The following is a 20,697-nucleotide window of genomic DNA, read 5'->3' as shown; positions in this document are numbered from 1 at the left end:
ACCCTGTCCTGATAAAGAAAAAGCCCCCGCGCAACGCAGGGGCTTATCCTTTTCACTGGCGAACCGAGGCCCGCCGGAATGCGCGATCAGCGCTTGGCGACTGGCACGTAATCGCGCTGCGTCGGGCCGGTGTAGAGCTGACGCGGGCGACCGATCTTCTGGCCGGGATCGGAAATCATTTCGTTCCACTGGGCAACCCAGCCCACAGTGCGTGCCAGCGCGAACAGCGCCGTGAACATCGTGGTCGGGAAACCGATCGCGGAAAGAATGATGCCCGAGTAGAAGTCGACGTTCGGGAACAGCTTCTTTTCGACGAAGTAATCGTCGTGAAGGGCCAGTTCCTCGAGGCGCAGCGCGGTTTCGAAGATCGGGTCGGTAACCTTCAGGGCATCGAACACTTCGCGCACGGTTTTCTGCATCACTGTCGCACGCGGATCGTAGTTCTTGTAGACGCGGTGACCGAAGCCCATCAGACGGAATGGGTCGTTCTTGTCCTTTGCACGTTCGATGAAGTGCGGAATGCGATCCGGTGTGCCGATTTCCTGCAACATGTTGAGCGCGGCTTCGTTCGCACCACCGTGGGCAGGGCCCCAGAGGCAGGCAATGCCGGCTGCGATACAGGCGAAGGGATTCGCGCCCGACGAGCCCGCCAGGCGAACCGTCGATGTCGAGGCGTTCTGCTCGTGGTCGGCATGGAGGATGAAAATACGGTCCATCGCCTTTTCGACCGCCGGGATCACCTCGTATTCTTCAGCGGGTACGCCGAAGGTCATACGCAGGAAGTTGCCGGTGTAGCTGAGCGTGTTGTCCGGATAGACGAACGGCTGACCGACCGAATACTTGTATGCCATTGCCGCAATCGTCGGCATCTTGGCGATCAGGCGGTGCGAGCTGATCTTGCGGTGTTCCGGATCAGCAATATCCGTGCTGTCATGATAGAACGCCGAAAGGGCGCCGACCACGCCGCACATGATGGCCATCGGGTGCGCATCGCGGCGGAAACCACGATAGAACGTGGCCAGCTGTTCGTGCAGCATGGTGTGGCGCGAAATGGTGCGGGTGAACGTGTCCAGTTCGCCCTGGTTCGGCAGTTCACCGTTCAGCAGCAAATAGGCCGTTTCCATGAAGCTGGAATGTTCGGCGAGTTGCCCGATCGGATAACCGCGGTGGAGCAGAACGCCTTCTTCACCGTCGATATAGGTCAGCGAGCTTTCGCACGAACCGGTCGATGTGAAGCCCGGATCGTAAGTGAACATGTGAGACTGGCCATAGAGCTTGCGAATGTCGATAACATCCGGCCCGACGCTGCCTTCCAGCACCGGAAAATCATAGCTCTTGCCGTCGACCGTCAGGGTTGCTTGCTTGTCAGCCAATTCACTTCCTCCAATTCAATATCTCAACCCGCGCCGCCCGGAAGGGCCTGCGCGTCAATCCGCGCCAGGCTTTCCTCTTTCCCAAGCAGCACCAGTACATCGAATATGCCTGGTGAGGTTGTTTGCCCTGTAAGCGCCGCCCGAAGCGGTTGCGCAAGTTTGCCCAGGCCAAGCCCAAGTTCTTCCGCCATCGTTTTCAGATTGGCTTCGAGGGCTTCGCTTGTCCAGTCAATTTCGTTGCCGAACCGCGCGGAAACCTGCGACAGTAGCGCGCGTGCATCGGCATCCAGCAAAGCCGCCGCTTTTTCCGTCATCTCGAGCGGGCGGCTCTTGAACAGGAATGCGGCGCCATCGGCCAGTTCGTTGATATCCTTGGCCCGCATTTTTAGCGCAGGCATGGCCTGTTGCAGCAGGGCGACATCAGCCTGCGGACCGATACGTTCCGCCGCAAGCGCGGCAAGACGGGCATCGTCCGCTTCACGGATATAGAGCCCGTTGAGGTTCTGTAGCTTCTTGATGTCGAACCGGGCAGGGCTTTTGCCGACGCCGCCCAGATCGAACAGGGCAATCGCTTCGTCGCGGGCGACCACTTCCTTGTCACCATAACCCCAGCCAAGCCGCAGCAGGTAGTTGAACAGCGCTTCTGGCAGGATGCCCATCTCATCACGATAGGCTTCGACCCCCAATGCGCCGTGACGCTTGGAAAGTTTCGCGCCTTCCGAACCGTGGATCAGCGGAATATGGGCGTAAACCGGATCGTCCCAACCGCCTTCGATGGCCTGCATCGCCCGGATAATGGGCAACTGGCGGAAGGCATTGTTCAGATGGTCGTCACCGCGAATGATATGCGTGACACCCATGTCGTGGTCGTCGACGACAACTGCCAACATATAAGTGGGCGTGCCATCAGAACGCAGCAGGATGTAATCGTCGATCTCGGAATTCTTGACCGTTACCGTGCCCTGTACCGCATCGTGAATCACGGTTTCGCCGTCTTGCGGCGTTTTCAGGCGAACGACGTAGGGGGCGTCGGCCGGCGCTTCCGAAGGGGCACGGTCACGCCAGCGCCCGTCATAACGCAAGGGCTGCTTGGCAGCACGCTGGGCTGCGCGCATCTCTTCGAGTTCTTCCGGCGTGGCGTAGCAACGATAAGCATGGCCAGCCGCCAGCAACTGGTTGGCCACTTCGGCATGGCGGGCCTCGCGTTCGGACTGGAAGACAGTCTCTCCGTCCCAGTCGAGTCCCATCCAGTCGAGACCGGCGATAATCGCGTCGATCGCGGGTTGGGTCGATCGGGCGCGATCGGTATCTTCAATCCGCAGCAGAGCCTTGCCACCGTGATGGCGCGCAAATAACCAATTGAAAAGAGCGGTGCGGGCACCGCCGATGTGCAGGAACCCCGTTGGCGATGGGGCAAAGCGGGTGACGACGGGTTTGTCGCTAGCGCTTGCCATATTCCCGGGTTTCCTTTCCTATCGTGTTCGATGGCCGGTCATGTCCCTTTGGTGCCGATTTCCGGCGATGAATCCGGGGACAATGCTGCGGTGCAGCGCCCTTGGCGAAAAACCTTTCCGTTGTCCAGTATTGCCGACGCTGCAGAGTCATTTCTCGTTCATGCGGGATTGGATCGTGGTCCATGGCTGGTCGTCGCCTTTGCGGTGGGAATCGCGCTGTGGTTCCTCCTTCCGGCACCGGAATATTGGATTTCTGCGCTGACGATGTGCGTACTTTTCAGCATGTGTGCGTGGCAAATTGGGCACAAAAATGAGCGTTGGCCGCACGTGTTCCTCGCCATGGCGGCAGTCCCCGTCATGATTGCGGGTGGCCTGACGACCGTTTGGGTGCGCTCGGTCATAGTGGGAACAGACGCGGTGGCGGCCCCCGACACCGCTGTCGTGCACGCCCGGGTTCTCGAACGGCACGAGCAGCCGGGAGAAGGGCGGATTCGACTTGTGCTGGCGGCCAGAGAGCCTGGCACCGACAGGGCGGTTAAAGTCCGGCTTAACCTGCCGCAGGAACACGATGATCCCAGCATTGTCGAAGGGGCGCTCATCCATGTGAAAGCGCGGCTGATGCCGCCTTCGCCGCCGATGTTACCGGGCGCCTACGATTTTGCGCGCGCAGCCTGGTTCAAGGGACTGGCTGCGACGGGTAGCGTGGTGGGGCCGGTTACCGTGGTGGAAGCCGGCGAGGGGAATCTGGGGCTCCCCGGGGTGCAACGCCAGCTTGCTGCCCATATTCGCGAGCAGTTACAGGGTTCGCCAGGGGCAATCGCCGCAGCATTGGCCAGCGGTGATCGGGGCGCGATTGCCAAAGCGGATGAGCAGGCGATGCGCGATTCCGGTCTGACGCATCTTTTGTCAATCAGCGGCCTGCATGTCAGTGCGGTGATCGGGGCGGTATACGTCCTTACCCTGAAAATCCTGGCCTTGTGGCCGTGGTTTGCCCTCCGGGTACGGCTACCTCTGGTGGCGGCCGGGTTCGGCGCGATCGCTGGCATCGGTTATACGTTGCTGACCGGGTCTGACGTGCCCACGGTGCGCAGTTGCATCGGTGCGATCCTCGTTCTTATGGCTCTGGCGCTAGGCAGGGAACCGTTATCGTTGCGGATGGTGGCTGTCGCCATGTTCTGCGTCCTGCTGTTATGGCCCGAAGCCTTGATTGGTCCCAGTTTCCAGATGAGCTTTGCCGCTGTTATCACCATTGTCGCGCTGCATATGGCCAAGCCGGTCAAGGCGTTTCTCGCCCCCCGGGAAGAGCATGGAGTGGTCTGGGTCGGACGACGCTTCGTCATGCTCCTGTTAACGGGGTTGGCAATCGAACTGGCTCTTGCCCCTATCGTGCTGTTCCACTTTCACCGGGCAGGGCTTTATGGCGCGTTTGCCAACGTTATCGGCATTCCACTTACCACATTTGCGACCATGCCATTGATTGCTCTGGCGCTGGTGCTCGACCTTGTGGGTATGGGAGGGCCAGTCTGGTGGCTGGCAGGAAAATCACTCGAACTCTTGCTGTTTATCGCTCATTTTACGGCAAGCCAGCCGGGGGCGGTGGCGGCCATGCCTGCCATGGCCGTCGGAACTTTTGCCCTGTTCGTGGCAGGTGGGCTATGGCTGGCGTTGTGGCGTGGCCGTGTGCGGTTGCTCGGTCTGTTTCCTATGGCGGTAGCAAGCGTTCTGGTTTTGACCGCCTCCGCCCCCGATATCCTGATTTCCGGCGATGGCCGACATCTCGGCATTGTCGGGGAGCGGGAGCGTCTGATTGTGTTGCGCGACAGCCGTAGCAGCTATGCGAAGGACAACCTGCTCGAATTGTCAGGCATGCAAGGCGATCCGCTGATCCTGTCGCAATGGCCCGGGGCGCGGTGCAGTCCGGAGTTCTGTACCGCGATCGTGACGCGTGGCCATCAGGCGTATGTGCTGCTGGCCGCCCGCAATCGCACACGGGTGGACGTACGCATGCTGGCCCGAGCCTGCGCGCAGGCGGATATTGTGGTTGCGGATCGTTACCTGCCCCGCAATTGCCAGCCCCGCTGGATCAAGGCTGACAAAGGCATGCTGGCCGAGAGCGGCGGTATGGCGATCTATCTCGACCGGCACCGGGTCGAGACCGTGGCGCAAACGCAAGGACAGCATGGATGGTGGCGGGGGGGATCGGCCAGATCATCGGAGGAACCGGCCCGGACCACACCCCCATAGCGTCAGTGATAACGGCGCAAAAGCCCGGCGAGTTTGCCCTGGACGATCACTTCATGCGGTTCATAGATTTGCGGTTCGTAGGATGCGTTGGCGGGATCGAGCCGGATCTTGCCGCCTTCGCGACGCAGATACTTCAGGGTGGCTTCTTCGTTGCGGACAAGCGCGACCACGATTTCCCCGTCACGCGCCGTATCGGTGCGTTTCACCAGTGCGAAATCGCCATCGAAAATGCCCGCTTCGATCATCGAATCGCCCGAGACTTCGAGAGCGTAGTGTTCGCCGCTGCCAAGCAGGGCGGCAGGGACGGGAAGGGTGGCATGGGTTTCCAACGCCTCGATCGGGATACCCGCGGCAATGCGGCCATGCAGGGGCAGTTCGATTACATCGTTGGCGGCGAAAGGCGGGGTTGCCGGAGGTTGGGCCGTACGCGCCACGATATCGTTGGCGGCAGGCACGCTGGCGGCGGGCGTGCGCACTGCGGTGGTCACATCGTCCGGCTGCTTGAGCACTTCCAGCGCACGGGCCCGATTGGGCAGGCGACGAATGAAGCCCCGTTCTTCCAGAGCGGAAATCAGCCTGTGCACACCCGATTTCGACTTGAGATCGAGCGCTTCTTTCATTTCTTCGAAAGAAGGGGATATGCCCGTTTCTTCCAGTCGGACCTGAATGAAACGGATCAACTCATGCTGCTTGGCCGTAAGCATGTGCCACTGCTCCTTATTCCGGCAATCCTGAATGTTCCACCGGGTGAACGAATGCGGAACAATTAAGCAACATTTGCGGCAGCGTCAAGCGATTCAGCCATTCTCGAGGCGATATATTCTGACAGGCGATCCGGCGGCCTGTGCGGCCCCCATCGCGGGGCGTTCGATCAGCGCGTTAGCGACGGACAGGGCGTGCAGGCCGCTGCTGTCCTGTTCCGAGAGAGGGATGACCGTGTTTCCATCCCAGATGCCGCGCAGGAATTCTAGGCGTTTCCCACCAGCGCCGAGATCGGCTGTCACAACCGTTTGTGCCTGCGTCGGCAAAGGTTGCCCGGACCCGAGCAAGGCACGTACGAGCGGAAGAAGAAACAGGAATGCGGTGACATAGCTCGACACCGGATTACCGGGCAGGCCCAATACGAGTTGTTCGCTATCGCCCGTGTTCCGCCGGGCCACCATCAGCGGTTTGCCGGGCTTCATCGCGACCCGCCAAAAGGCGATTTTCGCGCCCCAGGCTTCCAGCGCTGGCCTGATAAGATCGTGATCGCCTACCGATGCGCCGCCGCTGGTGACAATCAGATCGGCCTCCCGCGCCGCATCCAAGGCGGCTGCGAGCGCATCAAGCGTGTCGGCCACCGGGCCGATCCGTGTAACGGTGCAAGGCAGGCTTGCCAGCATCGCTTGCAGCATCGGGCCGTTGCTGGCGGGAATCTGGTGGCGGGCGCATTGCGTGGGATCAGCCGCGAGTTCATCGCCGCTGTCGATCAGCACGATACGCGGCTTTTGGCGGACCGGGAGCGTGGCGTGGCCCGCGGCGAGGGTCAGTGCCAGAACAGCCGGAGTCACTTTTATCCCGGCATCGCGCAGTGCCTGCCCTTCAGAGAAATCGAATCCAGCCCGGCGGATATGGCGCCCCTGGACCGGGGCATCGCCGGAAAGCGTAAGCGTTGTGCCTTCGCGCGTGGCGTCTTCTTGCAAGAGAACGGTCTGCGCACCTTCGGGGAGGATGGCACCGGTGGAAATCCGCACGGCTTCTCCCGCTGCAACGGGCCCATCAAATGGGTGGCCCGCCGCACTTTCCCCGATGATCCGCCATGGACCATGGCTGTCGGTATCGCCCAAAGCATAGCCGTCCATCGCAGACAGATCGGCGGGCGGCTGTGTTCGGCGGGCGTGCAAGGGCGCGGCGAGATAACGGCCCAATGCTTCGTCGGCGGCGACTGTTTCCACGGCCAATGGCTGGGCCAGCGCCAGAAGCTGTGCCTGCGCATCGGGCAAGGACAGAGCCGAACTCATGCGGTCGCGGCGGTCCAGTCGCCCGATTTCCCCCCGCTTTTGGAGAGCAGGCGGATTTCGTCGACGATCATGCCCTTGTCGAGCGCCTTGGTCATGTCGTAAATTGTCAGGAGTGCAATGGAAGTTGCTGTCATGGCTTCCATTTCCACACCCGTCTTACCGGTCAGAGACGCTGTGGCTGTCACTCTGAGCGCGCCGTCCTCGAATGCGAAATCGAGCGTAACGGCATCAAGCGCGAGCGGATGGCACAGCGGGATAAGGTCGCCCGTCTTCTTGGCGGCCATGATCCCCGCGATGCGTGCCGCGGCGAGCACATCACCCTTTGGGGCATCGCCGTCACGGATCGCCGCCAGCGCTTGCGGGTTCATACGGATACGCCCGCTGGCGACGGCCTGTCGCTTGGTCGCTTGCTTGCCGCCGATATCGACCATGCGCGCTTGCCCCTGATCGTCGAGGTGGGTCAATCCATTCATGCTGAGCCCTCGTTTTCATGAACGAAGTTGACACAGGTGACACTGTCCTGAGCAGTGAAAGCGTGCTCCTGCTGACGCGTTTTGGACAAAGGGCCGGGAGGAAGGGGGCGCTGTGGCTTCATGCCCCCTTCATGCCAGAGCTTTGCCGAGTAGGACAGCGCTCAGGCCGGGTGCGTGATCAACACTTTGCCGATGTGGCCACGACTGGCGAAATGGCGATAGGCATCCGCAGCCTGATCGAAGGTGAAGGTGGAATCGATGACGGGTTCGATCGCGTTGGCTTCCACGAAACGCAGCATGTCGACCAGATCCTGCCGATTGCCCATACCATTGGCATAGAGCGTCAAAACCTTGTGGTTGATCGGCAGCATTTGCATGAAATCGATCGATCCCATGCCGCCGACAATACCAACCATGGCGATCCGCCCGCCGACCTTGGCCGCGATGATCGATTGCGGCAGGGTGTTCGGGCCGCCCACTTCGACGACCAGATCTGCGCCGATCCCCCCGGTCAGTTCGAGTACGGCAACGCCCCAATCCGGCCGTTCGTTGTAATTGATCACGTGATCGGCACCCAGCGCTTTCAGGCGTTCGGCCTTGGCCGCAGTGGATGTGGTGGCAATCACACGGCAGCCCATAGCTTTGGCAAACTGCACAGCGAACAGTGAGACGCCGCCGGTTCCCTGTGTGAGTACCGTGCTGCCCGGGGCGACACTGTAGCGGCTTGGCCCACCGACCAGACTACTCCACGCGCTGAGTCCGGCACAGGGCAGACTGGCCCCCTGCGTGAAGCTGATGGCATCGGGCAGGTGTACCAGCATGCTTTCCGCAAGTGTTACGGTTTCGGCCAGCATGCCGTCCGCCATGATGCCCAGAACCAGCCCGGTGGTGTCCGGTGTTGGCGGCCCGGCAAGCCAGTTGGCATGCGGATTGGCGACAACGCGGTCACCTACGGCAAAGCGGGTTACGCCGTCGCCGACAGCGATCACTTCGCCCGCGCCGTCGAGCAGGGGAATGCGGCCATCGACCGGGAAAGCGCCCTGCAAGGTGATAAGATCGACGAAGTTGAGCGCATTGGCCTTTACCGCTACCTGCACCGCGCCTGGGCCGGGCTGCCCCGCATCGCGTTCAACCTGTTCGATCCCGATCGCGGCACCATAGACGCCTTCGAGCGGCGCAGAACTGCTGAATTGATAGGCCCTCATCCGATATCTCCCGGTATTTTATGGTATTTTTGTAGATGGTGCACGCGAAGGTTGCGCGCGGCACGTGACGTTTAAAGACCCAGCAGGGCTCGGGTGGCGGCGGTCACGTCCGCCTGCCGCATCAGGCTTTCACCGACAAGGAAACACCGGATGCCCGAGCGTTCCATGCGCAGGATGTCGTCATGGCTGTTGATCCCGCTTTCGCTGACCAGAAGCGTGCCTTCGGGGGCGAGGGGGGCGAGCCGTTCGGTCGTGCCGAGATCGGTCACAAACCGTTTCAGATCGCGGTTGTTGACGCCGATCAGGCGCGATCGGAGCCGGGCGGCGCGCGCCATCTCTTCCTCGTTATGCACTTCGACCAGCACATCCATCCCGCGTTCGAGCGCTGCCGCTTCGATCTCGGCCATCACGCCGTCATCCAGCGCAGCGACGATGATCAGGATGGCGTCGGCCCCGATCGCCCGGGCTTCGGCCACCTGCCACGGATCAACCATGAAATCCTTGCGCAGGACAGGCAGGGTGCAGGCGGCACGGGCATCCATCAGGAAATCCTCGTGCCCCTGAAAATAGGGGGCATCGGTCAGCACTGACAGGCAGGCCGCGCCGCCGTGTTCATAGGCCAGCGCGTGTTCGGCAGGCCGGAAATCGGGGCGGATCAGCCCTTTTGACGGGCTGGCCTTCTTGATTTCCGCAATCAGGCCGAACCCGCCATTGGCTTTTGCTTCCAGCGCCTTGCGGAAGCCGCGCGGCGCGGTTTGCCTGCTTGCCTGTGCATCGAGATCCGCAATCGTGTTGAACGTCTTACGGACAGCCACTTCGTCGCGTTTGGTGTCGCAGATTTCAGTCAGTTTGTCGGTCATCGTCAGAGCCTGATCTCTAGAATTTCGTAATGGGGCGGGCTGCTAGTGGCAGGCCGCGATCCAGCAATCCAGCAGGGCCTTAGCCAGCCCCTTGTCGATCGCTTCTGCTGCCTCTTCAACGCCTTCGCGCCAGTTCTCGGCCTCGCCGGCAATGACCAGAGCGCCAGCGGCATTGAACAGAACCGCATCGCGATAGGGCCCTTGTTCACCCTGTAGCAGGCGGCGCAGTGCAGCGGCATTGTGTGCCGGATCACCCCCGCGAATGGCATCGATCGGCGCGACGGGAAGACCGGCGTCCTGCGGCGCAATCCGGCGCATGGCGATTTCGCCATCGCGGATTTCTGCCAGTTCGCTACCCCCTGCAAGGCTCAGTTCGTCCAGCCCCTCATCGCCCGAAACGACCAGCGAATGATCCGTCCCCAGTTTGAGCAGGGCTTCCGCATAGATGGGCACATAGGCGGGGCGGGCAATACCCACCAGTTGGCGCCGTACACCCGCGGGATTAGCCAGCGGCCCCATCAGGTTGAAGATCGTGCGTCGGCCGATAGCCTTGCGGATCGGCATGATTCGCCCCATCGCCGGATGATGCTTCGCCGCGAAGAGAAAGCATATGCCGATATCGTTCAGGGTCGCTTCGGCCGTTTCGGCCGCACGGTCGAGATTGAGGCCGAGTGCCTCGAGCGTATCGGCCGCCCCGGCCTTTGACGAAGCCGCGCGGTTGCCGTGCTTGGCCACCGGTACGCCGCAGGCCGCCACAATGATGGACACGGCCGTCGAAACGTTCAGCGTATGATGCCCGTCGCCACCCGTGCCGCAGACGTCGATCGCGTTGGCGGGGGCATGGACCGGAATCATGCGGGTGCGCATGGCGCGAGCCGCCCCGGCGATTTCATTGGCGGTTTCACCCCGGTCGGACAGGGCGACGAGAAATGCGATCACATCGTCGTCCGGAACCTGCGCTTCGAGAATCGCGCTGAATGCCGCTTCGGCTTCCAGTTCTTCGAGGGGGTGTTGGGGATCGGGAAGACGTGTCATGCCCGCGCCACTGCCTTGAGTCCGCAGATCGCCATGAAGTTGGCCAGCAGGTCATGCCCGTGTTCGGTGGCAATGCTTTCGGGGTGGAACTGCACGCCGTGGATCGGCAGTTCGCGGTGGCGGAAGCCCATCACATGGGTATCGTCCGCCGTGGCGTTGACCGCCAGAACATCCGGAATGTCGGTGACAATCAGTGAATGATAGCGTGTTGCGATAAATGGCGAAGGCACGTTGGCAAACACGCCCGTGCCGTCATGGGTGACCGGGCTGGTCTTCCCATGCATCAGCCCGCCGCGTTGCACCGTGCCGCCAAAATACTGCCCGATCGACTGGTGCCCCAGACATACGCCCAGCAGTGGCTTGCCCGCATCGGCGCAGGCCCCCACCAGATCGAGGCTGATTCCCGCCTCGTTGGGGGTGCAGGGCCCGGGCGAGATGAGAAAGCCGCTGGCGCCGGTTGCGACGGCCTGTGCTGCGCTGAGCGCGTCGTTGCGGACGACTTCGACCTCGGCCCCCAGTTCCATAAGGTAGTGGACCAGATTCCAGGTGAAGCTGTCGTAGTTGTCGATGACGAGGATCATGGTGTGCCTTTCCCCGATTGTTCGACAACGATCAAGGGGCCGAGTGGCGCCGTGCTGTCGAGCCGCCCTGTCGCGGGATCCCAAAGTGCGGAGACTTTGCCATCCAGATAGAGCGCGTTGGGTGTTTTCAGTTTATCCCGAAAATAACGGGCAAGCTTGCCGAACGACAGCGGGCCATCCGACATGACGAAGAACGCGTGCCCCTGTTTGTCGACGCCCACGCCGTTGCGAATGTTGGTGGACATGCCGTCGGTTGTGATGTCCGGGTGCAATTTGCCATCGATCACCAGCATCGGACCGGATTGCGTGGCGAAATCTGGGGCGGGGCCTTCCAGCGCGGCGAAGTCTTCTGTCGCCTGGACCGCCCATTTTCCGCCGGTGCCGTAGAATATCCCGTTAGGGAGAAGGTGGAAATTGCCGGGCCCTTCGTTGCGGTTCAGCGCTTTGCGTTCTTTTCCACCCTCAACGTAATAGCCAACCGGTTGCCCCTGTTCGTCGAACATGCCGCCATTGACGACGAAAGCCATACGCGATGCGATCAGCGCGTGGTTCGCGGCGAAAGTGGCCAGACTACGGTACGGTTTGCCATCGTCATTGTCATCGCCATCGCTATCGCCGGGGCCCAGATCCATGCGTATCCGGTGGCGGGCGGGGTCCGCTTCGCAGACGGTGAGAGGGATATCCTCAAACCGGTCGGCACGGCAGGCCGACTGGCGTATGGTCTTGCTCTCGTCTTTGGTTTCCGCCTTCGGTTTTGTGTCAGGCGTGGGCGCGCCAGATTGCTGTCCACAGGCCGAAAGCGCGATCAGCGCTGCCAGCGCGGAGGCACGTTTCACTGGCCGAAGCCCGGCTCTTCCGCAATCCGCGCCGCTTCCCTCGCTGCCGCGAACAGCGCGCCAGCCTTGTGTTCGCATTCCCGCTGTTCATAGATCGGATCGCTGTCGGCAACGATACCGGCACCGGCCTGCACGTGCATCACCCCGTCCTTCAGCACGGCGGTGCGCAGCACGATACAACTGTCCACGGAGCCATCCGGTGCGAAGTAGCCCACGCCACCGGCGTAAGCCCCTCGCGTTTCGGGTTCCAGCTCTGCAATGATTTCACAAGCGCGGATTTTAGGCGCGCCCGAAACCGTCCCGGCCGGGAATCCGGCGAACAGCGCGTCGAGCGCATCGTGCCGGGGATCGAGTTGCCCGACGACATTGCTCACGATGTGCATCACGTGACTGTAGCGTTCGATCGTGAAGCTGTCGGTTACCCGCACGCTGTCCCGCCCGGCCACGCGGCCCACATCGTTGCGCCCGAGATCGAGCAGCATGAGATGTTCTGCCCGTTCCTTGGGGTCCGCCAACAGGCTGGCTTCGTTCGCGCGGTCTTCTTCTGCGGTATGCCCACGCGGGCGGGTGCCGGCGATCGGGCGAATCGTGACCTCGCCATCGCGCACCCGCACGAGGATTTCCGGGCTGGAGCCGATCAGGGCGAAACCCGGCAGGTCGAGGAAATAGAGAAATGGCGAAGGGTTCACCCGGCGCAGGGCGCGGTAAAGTTCGCTTGGCGGCAGCGGGAAGGGGCAGGTGAAGCGCTGCGCCAGCACCACCTGAAAAATGTCGCCAGCCTCGATATAGCCTTTCGCCCGCGCCACCATGGCCCCGTAATCGCCGGGTGCGAGCACGGGGGTGAGCGCCATTTCGGGAAGGCCGCTTGCCCGCGTGCGGGCAGGCACATTGTTGGTAAGCTGGCTAAGCGCCGCATCGATTCGTTCCCCGGCATCGGCAATTGCCCGGTCGGGATTCTCGACTATGCCATCTTCCGCCCAGAGCGGGGCAATGCAGAACAGTTCGCTGCTCAGCCCGTCGAACACCAGAATCAGGGTTGGCCGCACGAACAGCATGTCGGGCAGTTCCAGCCTGCTTTGCGGGGCGCGGGGCAGTTTTTCGACCAGCCCGATGGTTTCGTAGCCGAAATAGCCGACCAGACAGGACAGCGCAGGCGGCAGTGCAGCCGGTATATCGTCAATCCGGCACGAGGCGGCCAGTTTGCGCAATTCGGCCAGACTGTCGTCCGCCAGCGTGGTGAAATCCTCGCGATTGGCGTTCCAGTTGCGATTGACCTGGCACGTTGGCCCCGTCGCGCGGAACACGAGATCGGGGGCAAGCCCCAGCAGGCTGTAGCGCCCGCGCGTTTCCCCGCCTTCCACCGATTCCAGCAGGAAATCGCCGCGGCCTTCCTCCATCAGCTTGAGCGCGGCCCCCACCGGCGTTTCCGTGTCTGCCACAAGCCGCCGCCAGACCAGTGCAGGCCTGCCGGATGCGAGGGCGATACGGGCGGATTCGGCGTTCTCAGGCAATGTCGTACTCTTGATTGGGGAAGACCCCGGGGGGATATGCATGGGGTCAGTCGCGGTTATCGGCGTTATCGCCATTCAACTGGGCGCGAACGGCCTTGATAGCCGCATCGTTGCGTTTCACGCCCACTTCGGCGCGAACCGCACGACGGAATTGCGCTTCGTATTCACGCCCGTTGAGATTGCCCAGTTCGCGGCTTGCGCCGGCCAGCAGCGGATCACCCTTGGCGACCTTGCCCGGTTCGATATCGTGCAACTGGACAATGAACCAACCCATCTTCTGCGGCGCTTCGAGGCGCTTCGAAGTGCCTTCGGCCATGCTGAACATCAGCGCCAGTGCGCCGGGTACGCGCCCGCCCATCTGCGCAAGCTGTTCGCGGTTCATGGTGACGTTGTCCGGGGCGGGGAACGATTTCTTCTCGGCAGCCAGTGCCGTGGCAACCGGCGTACCCTTGCGGATTGCGGCAAGCACGCGATCGGCAGCGGCCTTGGCCAGCGCCAGACCCTGTTCCCGCTTCCAGCCAGCGACCAGTGCGGGCTTGATTTCATTCATTGGGGCAGCAGCGGACGGGGTCGTTGCCTTCACATCGAAGATCAGGAAGGTCTTGCCCGGGTCCACTTCGGTAAGCTGCGGTTCCCCTTCCTCCATAGAAAAGGCTGTGGGCACGGCTTTGGCCAGCACCGCAGGCGCGGTTTCGTTGGCGCTGCCGTACACACGGCCATCGGCGGTGAGGGCCGGGGTCTCCAGCACTGTTGCGTTCACCGTTTTGGCCGCATCGGCAAGGCTGCTGCCGTTGTCGAATTCATCCTGCAACCGCGAGGCAAGGTCCATCACGGCCGTGCGATGCTGTTCGGCGGTAAGCGCCGCAGTGATCTCGCCGCGCGCCTGATCCAGCGTGCGCGCGGGGGTGCCTTCAATCGAATCGACGCGAACAATGTGCCAGCCCAGACCACTGCGTACGGGGGCGGTCGTCGCGCCCTTGGCCGCGCCAAATGCGGCTTCGGCCACATCTTTGGAGGATTGGGTGGTGAGGGCGGCCTTGTCGATCGGGCCCAAAGTCGTTGCGGCCAGACCCTTGCTGCCGGCAGCCGCTGCCAGCGATGTGCCTTTGGCCGTTTCTGCGGCAATGGCCTTCGCGGCGGCTTCGGTCGGCAGGATGACCTGTGTCAGGCGGCGTTTCTCGGATGCGGCATAGCGCGCTGCATCGCGTTTGAAGCGGGCTGCGATCTCGGCTTCGGTCGGTGCGCGCGGATTGCCAAGCGCTTCTGCGCCAAACACGGCGTAACGAATGACGCGGCGTTCCGGCCGGACATATTCGTTCTTGTGCTTGTCGTAATAGGCCTTGAGCTGCGCATCGTTGGGATTGCCTGCGGGGGCATAAGCCTCGCTGGGAAGAACGGCGATCGTAGCCTTGCGCGTTTCTTTCAGAAGCGCGGCGTAACGCAGCACCAGATCGTTCGGCATGGCGGCGCCAAATGCGACCGGCGCCATCACCTGTTGCGCCAGAAGCCCTTGCGCCAGATCATCGCGCACCAGTTGATCGCTCAGCCCCTGCTGGCGAATGACCTGAAGATAGAGCTGGCGATCGAACTTGCCGTCCGGCCCACGGAACATCGGGGCATTGGCGATTTCGCTGTCGACCAGGCGGCTGCCCGCGCGCAACCCCAGTGTTTCGCCAAATCCGGAGATGGCATAGCGATCGATGAGATCGTCGAGCACCTGTTCCAGACCGTTTTCGGCAAGAAATGCCTGCATGGTGATCGTGGGCTGTTGCTGGCGCATCTGATCGACCGCGCGGTTTGCAGAGCGGGTGAGGTCGGCGGTGGTGACTTTTTCCTTGCCCACAGTTGCGGCGCGATCGCCGCCCGAACTGCCGCCGAACAGGCCGCTGTTGGAAACATCCAGCCCGGCAAATGCCACGGCAATCAGTCCGAGGAAGACAAATGCGACAATAACGCCGATCTTCGAATCGAGGAACTTGCGGATGAACTGGATCATTCGTTGCTGACCGTTTCGCTGTTTAAGGGCTTGTTGTCACGGTGTTTGCCATGAGCGCCGGATAAGTTTGACAGCGCTTTATCCCCGGTAACCGACAGTCGCAACCGTTGGGACAAATCCGGCCAACATATCGCTTGCGGAAAACGGCCAATGTGTGGACAACCATTTTGACAACCGCCGGTCATGAGGCTAGCGGCGCGGTCACGGACATGCCGCTACCACAGCTGTCCGTACGTCCGTAATATCTGGTGATAGAATGTCGCAGCAGCGCCCCTATATTGTTGGCAACTGGAAGATGCATGGAACCCGAGCGATGCTTGGTGAAGTCCGCGCGATTGACCGTGCCGGGCAACGTCATCCCAAGGTTGAGGTGGCTCTCGCGCCACCGTTCACTCTCATTCATGCCGCCCGCAAGGAGGCCGAGCAGATCGGCGTTGGTGCGCAGGATTGTCATCCTGTCGATGGCGGCGCGCACACGGGCGATATTTCCCCCGCGATGCTGGCTGATGCCGGGGCGGGGTTTGTTATCGTGGGCCACAGCGAACGGCGCACCGATCACGCCGAAACCGATGAACTCGTCCGCGCCAAGGCGGAGGCCGCGCGCAAGGCTGGCCTGGGCGTCATCGTCTGTGTTGGCGAAAGCGAAGCAGAACGTGACGCAGGTCGTGCGGAAGACGTGGTGCGCGGGCAGGTCGATGCGTCCGTTCCGACATCCGCCGGTGCGGTGGAGCGCCTGTCAGTCGCCTACGAACCCGTATGGGCCATTGGCACGGGGCGTGTCCCGTCGCTGGCCGATATCGAAGCGATGCACCGCGCCATTCGCGAACGGTTGCTGGCGATTTACGGGGAAGATGGCGCAGAGGTGCGCATTCTCTATGGCGGTTCGGTGAAACCCGATAATGCCGTGGAGATTCTGGGCGTTCCCGATGTTGGCGGGGCGCTCGTTGGCGGGGCCAGCCTGACAGCGGAAAGCTTCTACGGAATTATTCGCGCGGCTTCAGGCGAGAACGTCGACTGATTGGGCTAGGGGGAGGCGATCCGCCACGCCCCCTTGCAACACGAGCCGCCCGCGCCTAGATGCGCAGGCGCGCACGCTTCCACGCACGCTTACTGCCAAGGTTTTGCCGATGTCCCTTTTTCTGTTCCTAACAGTCGTTCAGGCGATTGTCGCAGCCGCTCTGGTTGCGGTTATCCTGATGCAGCGCTCCGAAGGCGGTGGCCTCGGTGTGGGGGGCAGTCCGTCGGGGCTGATGTCGGCGCGTGGGGCGGCAGACTTTCTGACCCGCGCCACGGCGATTCTGGCAACGCTGTTTGTCGGACTCAGCATTCTTCTGGCGACTCTGGCGGTTGGCGCCAGCTCGGAGCGTGAGATCGACACTACGCTTGATCGTTCCACGCCGGCACCGGTGACGTCCAACGATCCGTTGGGCACTGGCGCAGCGGGCACGGCGGCTCCGGCGGCTCCGGCCAGTAAGGGGGCCGCACCTGCATCTTCGGGCGATCCGCTGTCGGGCGCTGCGCAGTAAGATGCGTTATGCGCCGCTGCGGAGCGGCGCTTTCGAACATTTTTGACGATGCAGGCCAGGAATTGTTTCTGGCCTGTGGGAATTTGCTGTTTTCGTGCTTGCCACGAATCATGGCTTGCGACTAAGGCTCAACTCCCATGGCGCGGTACATATTTATCACCGGCGGCGTGGTTTCCTCGCTCGGAAAAGGTCTCATGGCAGCTAGCCTCGCGGCGCTGCTTCAGGCTCGCGGATATCGCGTCCGGATCAGGAAATTCGACCCCTACCTCAATGTCGATCCGGGCACGATGAGCCCTTACCAGCATGGTGAGGTCTATGTGACCGATGACGGGGCGGAAACCGACCTCGATCTTGGCCACTACGAACGCTTCACAGGCGTTTCCGCGCGTCAGGCTGACAATATCACCTCTGGCCGCATCTATCGCGATATCATCGCCAAGGAACGCCGTGGTGATTATCTCGGCGCCACAGTGCAGGTCATTCCGCACGTGACCGATGCGATCAAGGATTTCGCCCAGGCGGAAACCGAAGATCTCGATTTTGTCCTGTGCGAAATTGGCGGAACGGTCGGCGATATCGAAGGGTTGCCGTTCATCGAAGCCCTGCGCCAGCTGCATAACGAACTGGACCGCGATCAAAGCTGCTTCGTCCATGTCACGCTGGTTCCGTACATTGCGGCTGCGGGCGAATTGAAAACCAAGCCCACCCAGCACTCCGTCCGGGAGCTGACCGGCCTCGGCATTCAGCCGGATATCCTGCTGTGCCGCTGCGAAAAACCACTGCCTGAAAGCGAACGCGCCAAGATCGCGCAGTTCTGTAATGTCCGGAAAGAAGCGGTTATTCCCGCACTGGATGCGTCCAGCATCTATTCCGTGCCGTTGCAGTATCACGCCGAAGGGCTGGATAGCGAAGTGTTGCGCCATTTCGGCCTGACCGCGCCATCGCCCGATCTGGCGCGGTGGGATGATATCGTCGATCGTTATCAGAACCCCGAAGGCGAAGTGACGATCGGTGTGGTTGGCAAATATGTCGGCCTGCAGGATGCCTACAAGTCGCTGAACGAAGCGCTGGTCCACGGCGGCATGGCCAACCGTGTGAAGGTCAATATCCGCTGGATCGACGCGGAGATATTCGAACAGGACGATGCCGGTATCGCATCGCAACTCGAACCGATGCACGGCATTCTCGTGCCTGGTGGGTTTGGCGAACGCGGTTCCGAAGGCAAGATCGCCGCTGTGCGGTTCGCCCGCGAACGCAAGGTGCCGTTCTTCGGCATCTGCCTCGGCATGCAGATGGCCTGTATTGAAGGTGCCCGGAACACGGCGGGCATCGCTGCTGCTTCCTCCACCGAGTTCGGCCCGACGACAGAGCCGGTGGTCGGCATCATCACCGAATGGATGAGCGCGGAAGGCTTGCAGCAACGCGGCGCCGAAAGCGATCTTGGCGGAACCATGCGTTTGGGAGCCTATGATGCAAAACTGGCCGGTAACAGCCACGTTGCGACGATTTATGGCACCACCGAGATTTCCGAACGGCATCGCCACCGTTACGAGGTGAATGGCGCCTATCGCGAAAGGCTGGAAGGGGGCGGTCTGGTATTTTCAGGGATGTCGCCCGATGGCCTTCTGCCCGAGATTGTCGAACGCCCCGATCATCCGTGGTTCGTGGGTGTGCAGTTCCACCCCGAACTGAAGAGCAAGCCGTTCGATCCCCATCCGTTGTTCGCCGGATTTGTGGCGGCTGCGGTGGAGCAGTCACGCCTCGTCTGATCCGCAGGTTTTGATGCCTGCGGGCATGGCCTCCGATATTGCATGAACAGAAAAGGGCGGCCCCGCGAGGAGCCGCCCTTCGTTGTATAAGGGTACTCGAGATCAGGCGGCGTTGGCGTCGTCGCTCTTGACCACTTCGAGGGCCTTCTGCCCACCGACAAGAATTTTCTTTGGCTTCATCGCTTCGGGAATTTCCCGCACGAGATCAATCACCAGCAGCCCATCGGCCAGATCGGCGTTTTCCACGCGGACGAAATCGGCCAGTTCGAAACGACGCTCAAACCCGCGGTTGGCGATGCCGACGTGGAGGAAATCACCCCGGTTTGCATCTTCGAGCTTCTGGCCTTTTACAACCATAAGGTTCTGTTGCGCGGTGATATCGAGCTCATCGGGTTTGAACCCGGCAACGGCCAGGGTGATGCGATAGGCATCTTCGCCACGGCGTTCGATATTGAAGGGGGGATAGTTGTCGCCGCTGTTCTGACGCGCCTGATTTTCGAGAAGATCGAACAGGCGATCGAAACCAACGGTGCTGCGGCGATAGGGGGCAAAATCAAAACGGTTCATTGCGCAAATCCTCTATTGAGCAATTTGTAGGGCGGGGCCCGGAAACCCGGCTCCCCATTCGGTGGGTCATGCCCATCAGGCGCATGACACATGGCCCTAGATATGGTAGCCGCGCACGATTTCAAGAGCCCGGGAAACGGCGCGTTTCCCGATGACAAGGACATGTGATGAGCCCCCCCCCGATCGAAATCTATACGAAGTTCGGCTGCGGTTACTGCACCCGGGCAAAGAACCTCTTTAACACCAAGGGTGTGGCGTTTGAGGAATACGATGTGACCATGGGCGGCCCGCGCAAGGCCGAAATGCTGGCGCGCGTTCCCGATGCCCGCACTGTGCCCCAGATTTTCATCGACGGCATGCATGTCGGGGGTTGTGACGATCTGATGGCGCTGGATCGGGCGGGCAAGCTCGACATGCTGCTTGGCCGTTGATCCAACGGTGATGAACACCACGCGGGTTGCCCTGTTCCAGATGACCGCCGGGATCGATCCGGCGGCAAATGCAGCGGCGATTGCCGACGCCGTGCGCACGGCGAAGGTGGGTGGGGCTGCCATGCTGTTCACCCCCGAAATGAGCGGCTTGCTGGACCGCGATCGCCGCCGGGCAACGCCGCACATCGTGGCGGAAGAGGAAAATCCGGTTTTGAAAGCGGCACGCGAAGCCGCCGCCGCCCAAGAACTGTGGATCGCATTGGGGTCACTCGCGATCCTGCGTGATGACGGACGTTGGGCCAACCGTTCATTTCTGCTGGGCCCGGATGGCGCCGTCGCGGCCCGGTATGATAAAATCCACATGTTCGATGTCGAATTGGCGACGGGGGAAACCTGGCGGGAATCCGCTGCCTATGCGCCGGGTGAATATGTGGTGACAGCAGAAACGCCGTTGGGCAGCTTAGGGCTGTCGATCTGTTATGATTTGCGGTTTCCCGCGTTGTTCGGGGCGCTGGGCGACCGCCGTTGCGATGCCATTGCGGTCCCTGCGGCCTTCACTGTTCCCACCGGGGTGGCGCATTGGCACCTGCTGCTGCGCGCCCGCGCCGTGGAAGAAAGCGCGTGGATCATCGCGGCAGCACAGGTGGGCGAACACGCCGATGGTCGCAAGACTTATGGGCATAGCCTGGTGGTGGACCCGTGGGGGGACGTTGTGCTCGACATGGGCGGGGCCGGGCCGGGTGTGGGCTTTGCCGATATCTCCGCCACGCGCACCGCCGAAGTTCGGGCGCAACTTCCAGCACTTGCCAACCGGCGAAAAATGGCCAACTGAACCT

General features: G+C 61.8%; 19 protein-coding genes. 6 read left to right on the top strand and 13 right to left on the bottom strand.

Annotation, left to right across the window (positions count from 1 at the left end):
• Positions 1–86 precede the first annotated feature (86 nt).
• Positions 87–1,373: a citrate synthase gene (locus EGO55_RS20020; protein ID WP_021688847.1), complete on the bottom strand. Its 1,287-nt coding sequence runs from the start codon at positions 1,371–1,373 to the stop codon at positions 87–89.
• Between the two features lie 23 nt (positions 1,374–1,396).
• Positions 1,397–2,827 (bottom strand): glutamate--tRNA ligase, encoded by a 1,431-nt coding sequence (gltX, locus tag EGO55_RS20015; RefSeq protein ID WP_021688846.1) that lies wholly within the window; start codon positions 2,825–2,827, stop codon positions 1,397–1,399.
• A gap of 30 nt (positions 2,828–2,857) precedes the next feature.
• On the opposite strand from gltX, the gene EGO55_RS20010 reads away from it, so the two are divergent.
• Positions 2,858–5,071 (top strand): ComEC/Rec2 family competence protein, encoded by a 2,214-nt coding sequence (locus EGO55_RS20010; RefSeq protein WP_021688845.1) that lies wholly within the window; start codon positions 2,858–2,860, stop codon positions 5,069–5,071.
• A gap of 2 nt (positions 5,072–5,073) precedes the next feature.
• Here the strand turns inward: EGO55_RS20010 and lexA are convergent, their stop codons facing one another.
• The 10 genes from lexA to EGO55_RS19960 all read right to left on the bottom strand — a co-directional run bounded on the left by lexA (position 5,074) and on the right by EGO55_RS19960 (position 15,568).
• Entirely contained in the window at positions 5,074–5,775 is a 702-nt protein-coding gene (lexA, locus tag EGO55_RS20005) for a transcriptional repressor LexA (protein WP_021688844.1), read from the bottom strand.
• A 93-nt stretch (positions 5,776–5,868) separates the two neighbouring features.
• Positions 5,869–7,071 (bottom strand): molybdopterin molybdotransferase MoeA, encoded by a 1,203-nt coding sequence (locus EGO55_RS20000; protein ID WP_021688843.1) that lies wholly within the window; start codon positions 7,069–7,071, stop codon positions 5,869–5,871.
• Positions 7,068–7,544, bottom strand: coding sequence for a cyclic pyranopterin monophosphate synthase MoaC (gene moaC / locus EGO55_RS19995; RefSeq protein ID WP_021688842.1), 477 nt, complete (start codon positions 7,542–7,544; stop codon positions 7,068–7,070). Before moaC ends, EGO55_RS20000 begins: the two co-directional genes overlap by 4 nt.
• A gap of 161 nt (positions 7,545–7,705) precedes the next feature.
• Complete coding sequence (locus EGO55_RS19990; RefSeq protein ID WP_021688841.1) at positions 7,706–8,749, bottom strand: zinc-dependent alcohol dehydrogenase family protein; 1,044 nt, start codon at positions 8,747–8,749, stop codon at positions 7,706–7,708.
• 71 nt (positions 8,750–8,820) lie between these two features.
• Positions 8,821–9,609 carry an indole-3-glycerol phosphate synthase TrpC gene (gene trpC / locus EGO55_RS19985; protein WP_021688840.1) on the bottom strand — a complete coding sequence of 263 codons (789 nt, stop codon included), beginning with the start codon at positions 9,607–9,609 and terminating at the stop codon, positions 8,821–8,823.
• A 42-nt stretch (positions 9,610–9,651) separates the two neighbouring features.
• Positions 9,652–10,644 (bottom strand): anthranilate phosphoribosyltransferase, encoded by a 993-nt coding sequence (trpD, locus tag EGO55_RS19980; protein ID WP_021688839.1) that lies wholly within the window; start codon positions 10,642–10,644, stop codon positions 9,652–9,654.
• Positions 10,641–11,225: an anthranilate synthase component II gene (locus tag EGO55_RS19975; protein WP_021688838.1), complete on the bottom strand. Its 585-nt coding sequence runs from the start codon at positions 11,223–11,225 to the stop codon at positions 10,641–10,643. Before EGO55_RS19975 ends, trpD begins: the two co-directional genes overlap by 4 nt.
• Positions 11,222–12,061: a phosphodiester glycosidase family protein gene (locus EGO55_RS19970; RefSeq protein WP_021688837.1), complete on the bottom strand. Its 840-nt coding sequence runs from the start codon at positions 12,059–12,061 to the stop codon at positions 11,222–11,224. The genes EGO55_RS19975 and EGO55_RS19970 overlap by 4 nt, the downstream gene beginning before the upstream one ends.
• Positions 12,058–13,614: an anthranilate synthase component I gene (trpE, locus tag EGO55_RS19965; protein ID WP_052023606.1), complete on the bottom strand. Its 1,557-nt coding sequence runs from the start codon at positions 13,612–13,614 to the stop codon at positions 12,058–12,060. The genes EGO55_RS19970 and trpE overlap by 4 nt, the downstream gene beginning before the upstream one ends.
• A 4-nt stretch (positions 13,615–13,618) precedes the next feature.
• Positions 13,619–15,568 carry a peptidylprolyl isomerase gene (locus EGO55_RS19960; protein WP_021688835.1) on the bottom strand — a complete coding sequence of 650 codons (1,950 nt, stop codon included), beginning with the start codon at positions 15,566–15,568 and terminating at the stop codon, positions 13,619–13,621.
• Between the two features lie 256 nt (positions 15,569–15,824).
• Here EGO55_RS19960 and tpiA point away from each other — a divergent pair, with 256 nt between their 5' ends.
• The 3 genes from tpiA (at position 15,825) to pyrG (ending at position 18,863) form a co-directional block, all read left to right on the top strand.
• A complete protein-coding gene (tpiA, locus tag EGO55_RS19955; RefSeq protein ID WP_040714983.1) occupies positions 15,825–16,586 on the top strand; it encodes a triose-phosphate isomerase in 762 nt (253 codons plus the stop codon).
• Positions 16,587–16,695: 109 nt separating this feature from the next.
• Positions 16,696–17,094 (top strand): preprotein translocase subunit SecG, encoded by a 399-nt coding sequence (gene secG, locus EGO55_RS19950; RefSeq protein ID WP_021688833.1) that lies wholly within the window; start codon positions 16,696–16,698, stop codon positions 17,092–17,094.
• Between the two features lie 137 nt (positions 17,095–17,231).
• The gene (gene pyrG / locus EGO55_RS19945) at positions 17,232–18,863 is read left to right on the top strand and encodes a CTP synthase (protein ID WP_021688832.1); all 1,632 of its coding nucleotides are present in this window, start codon (positions 17,232–17,234) and stop codon (positions 18,861–18,863) included.
• Between the two features lie 102 nt (positions 18,864–18,965).
• Here the strand turns inward: pyrG and EGO55_RS19940 are convergent, their stop codons facing one another.
• A complete protein-coding gene (locus tag EGO55_RS19940) occupies positions 18,966–19,430 on the bottom strand; it encodes an Hsp20 family protein (protein WP_021688831.1) in 465 nt (154 codons plus the stop codon).
• A 167-nt stretch (positions 19,431–19,597) separates the two neighbouring features.
• Between EGO55_RS19940 and grxC the strand changes: the two genes are divergently transcribed.
• Both grxC and EGO55_RS19930 read left to right on the top strand, forming a co-directional pair.
• A complete protein-coding gene (gene grxC / locus EGO55_RS19935; RefSeq protein ID WP_021688830.1) occupies positions 19,598–19,861 on the top strand; it encodes a glutaredoxin 3 in 264 nt (87 codons plus the stop codon).
• A gap of 10 nt (positions 19,862–19,871) precedes the next feature.
• Positions 19,872–20,693: a carbon-nitrogen hydrolase family protein gene (locus EGO55_RS19930; RefSeq protein WP_021688829.1), complete on the top strand. Its 822-nt coding sequence runs from the start codon at positions 19,872–19,874 to the stop codon at positions 20,691–20,693.
• Positions 20,694–20,697 lie beyond the last annotated feature (4 nt).

Source organism: Caenibius tardaugens NBRC 16725 (genome assembly GCF_003860345.1).
In the GTDB taxonomy this organism is placed as follows: domain Bacteria; phylum Pseudomonadota; class Alphaproteobacteria; order Sphingomonadales; family Sphingomonadaceae; genus Caenibius; species Caenibius tardaugens.
The sequence above is the reverse complement of the archived record's forward strand: the minus strand, read 5'-3'. Positions and strand labels throughout refer to the sequence as shown.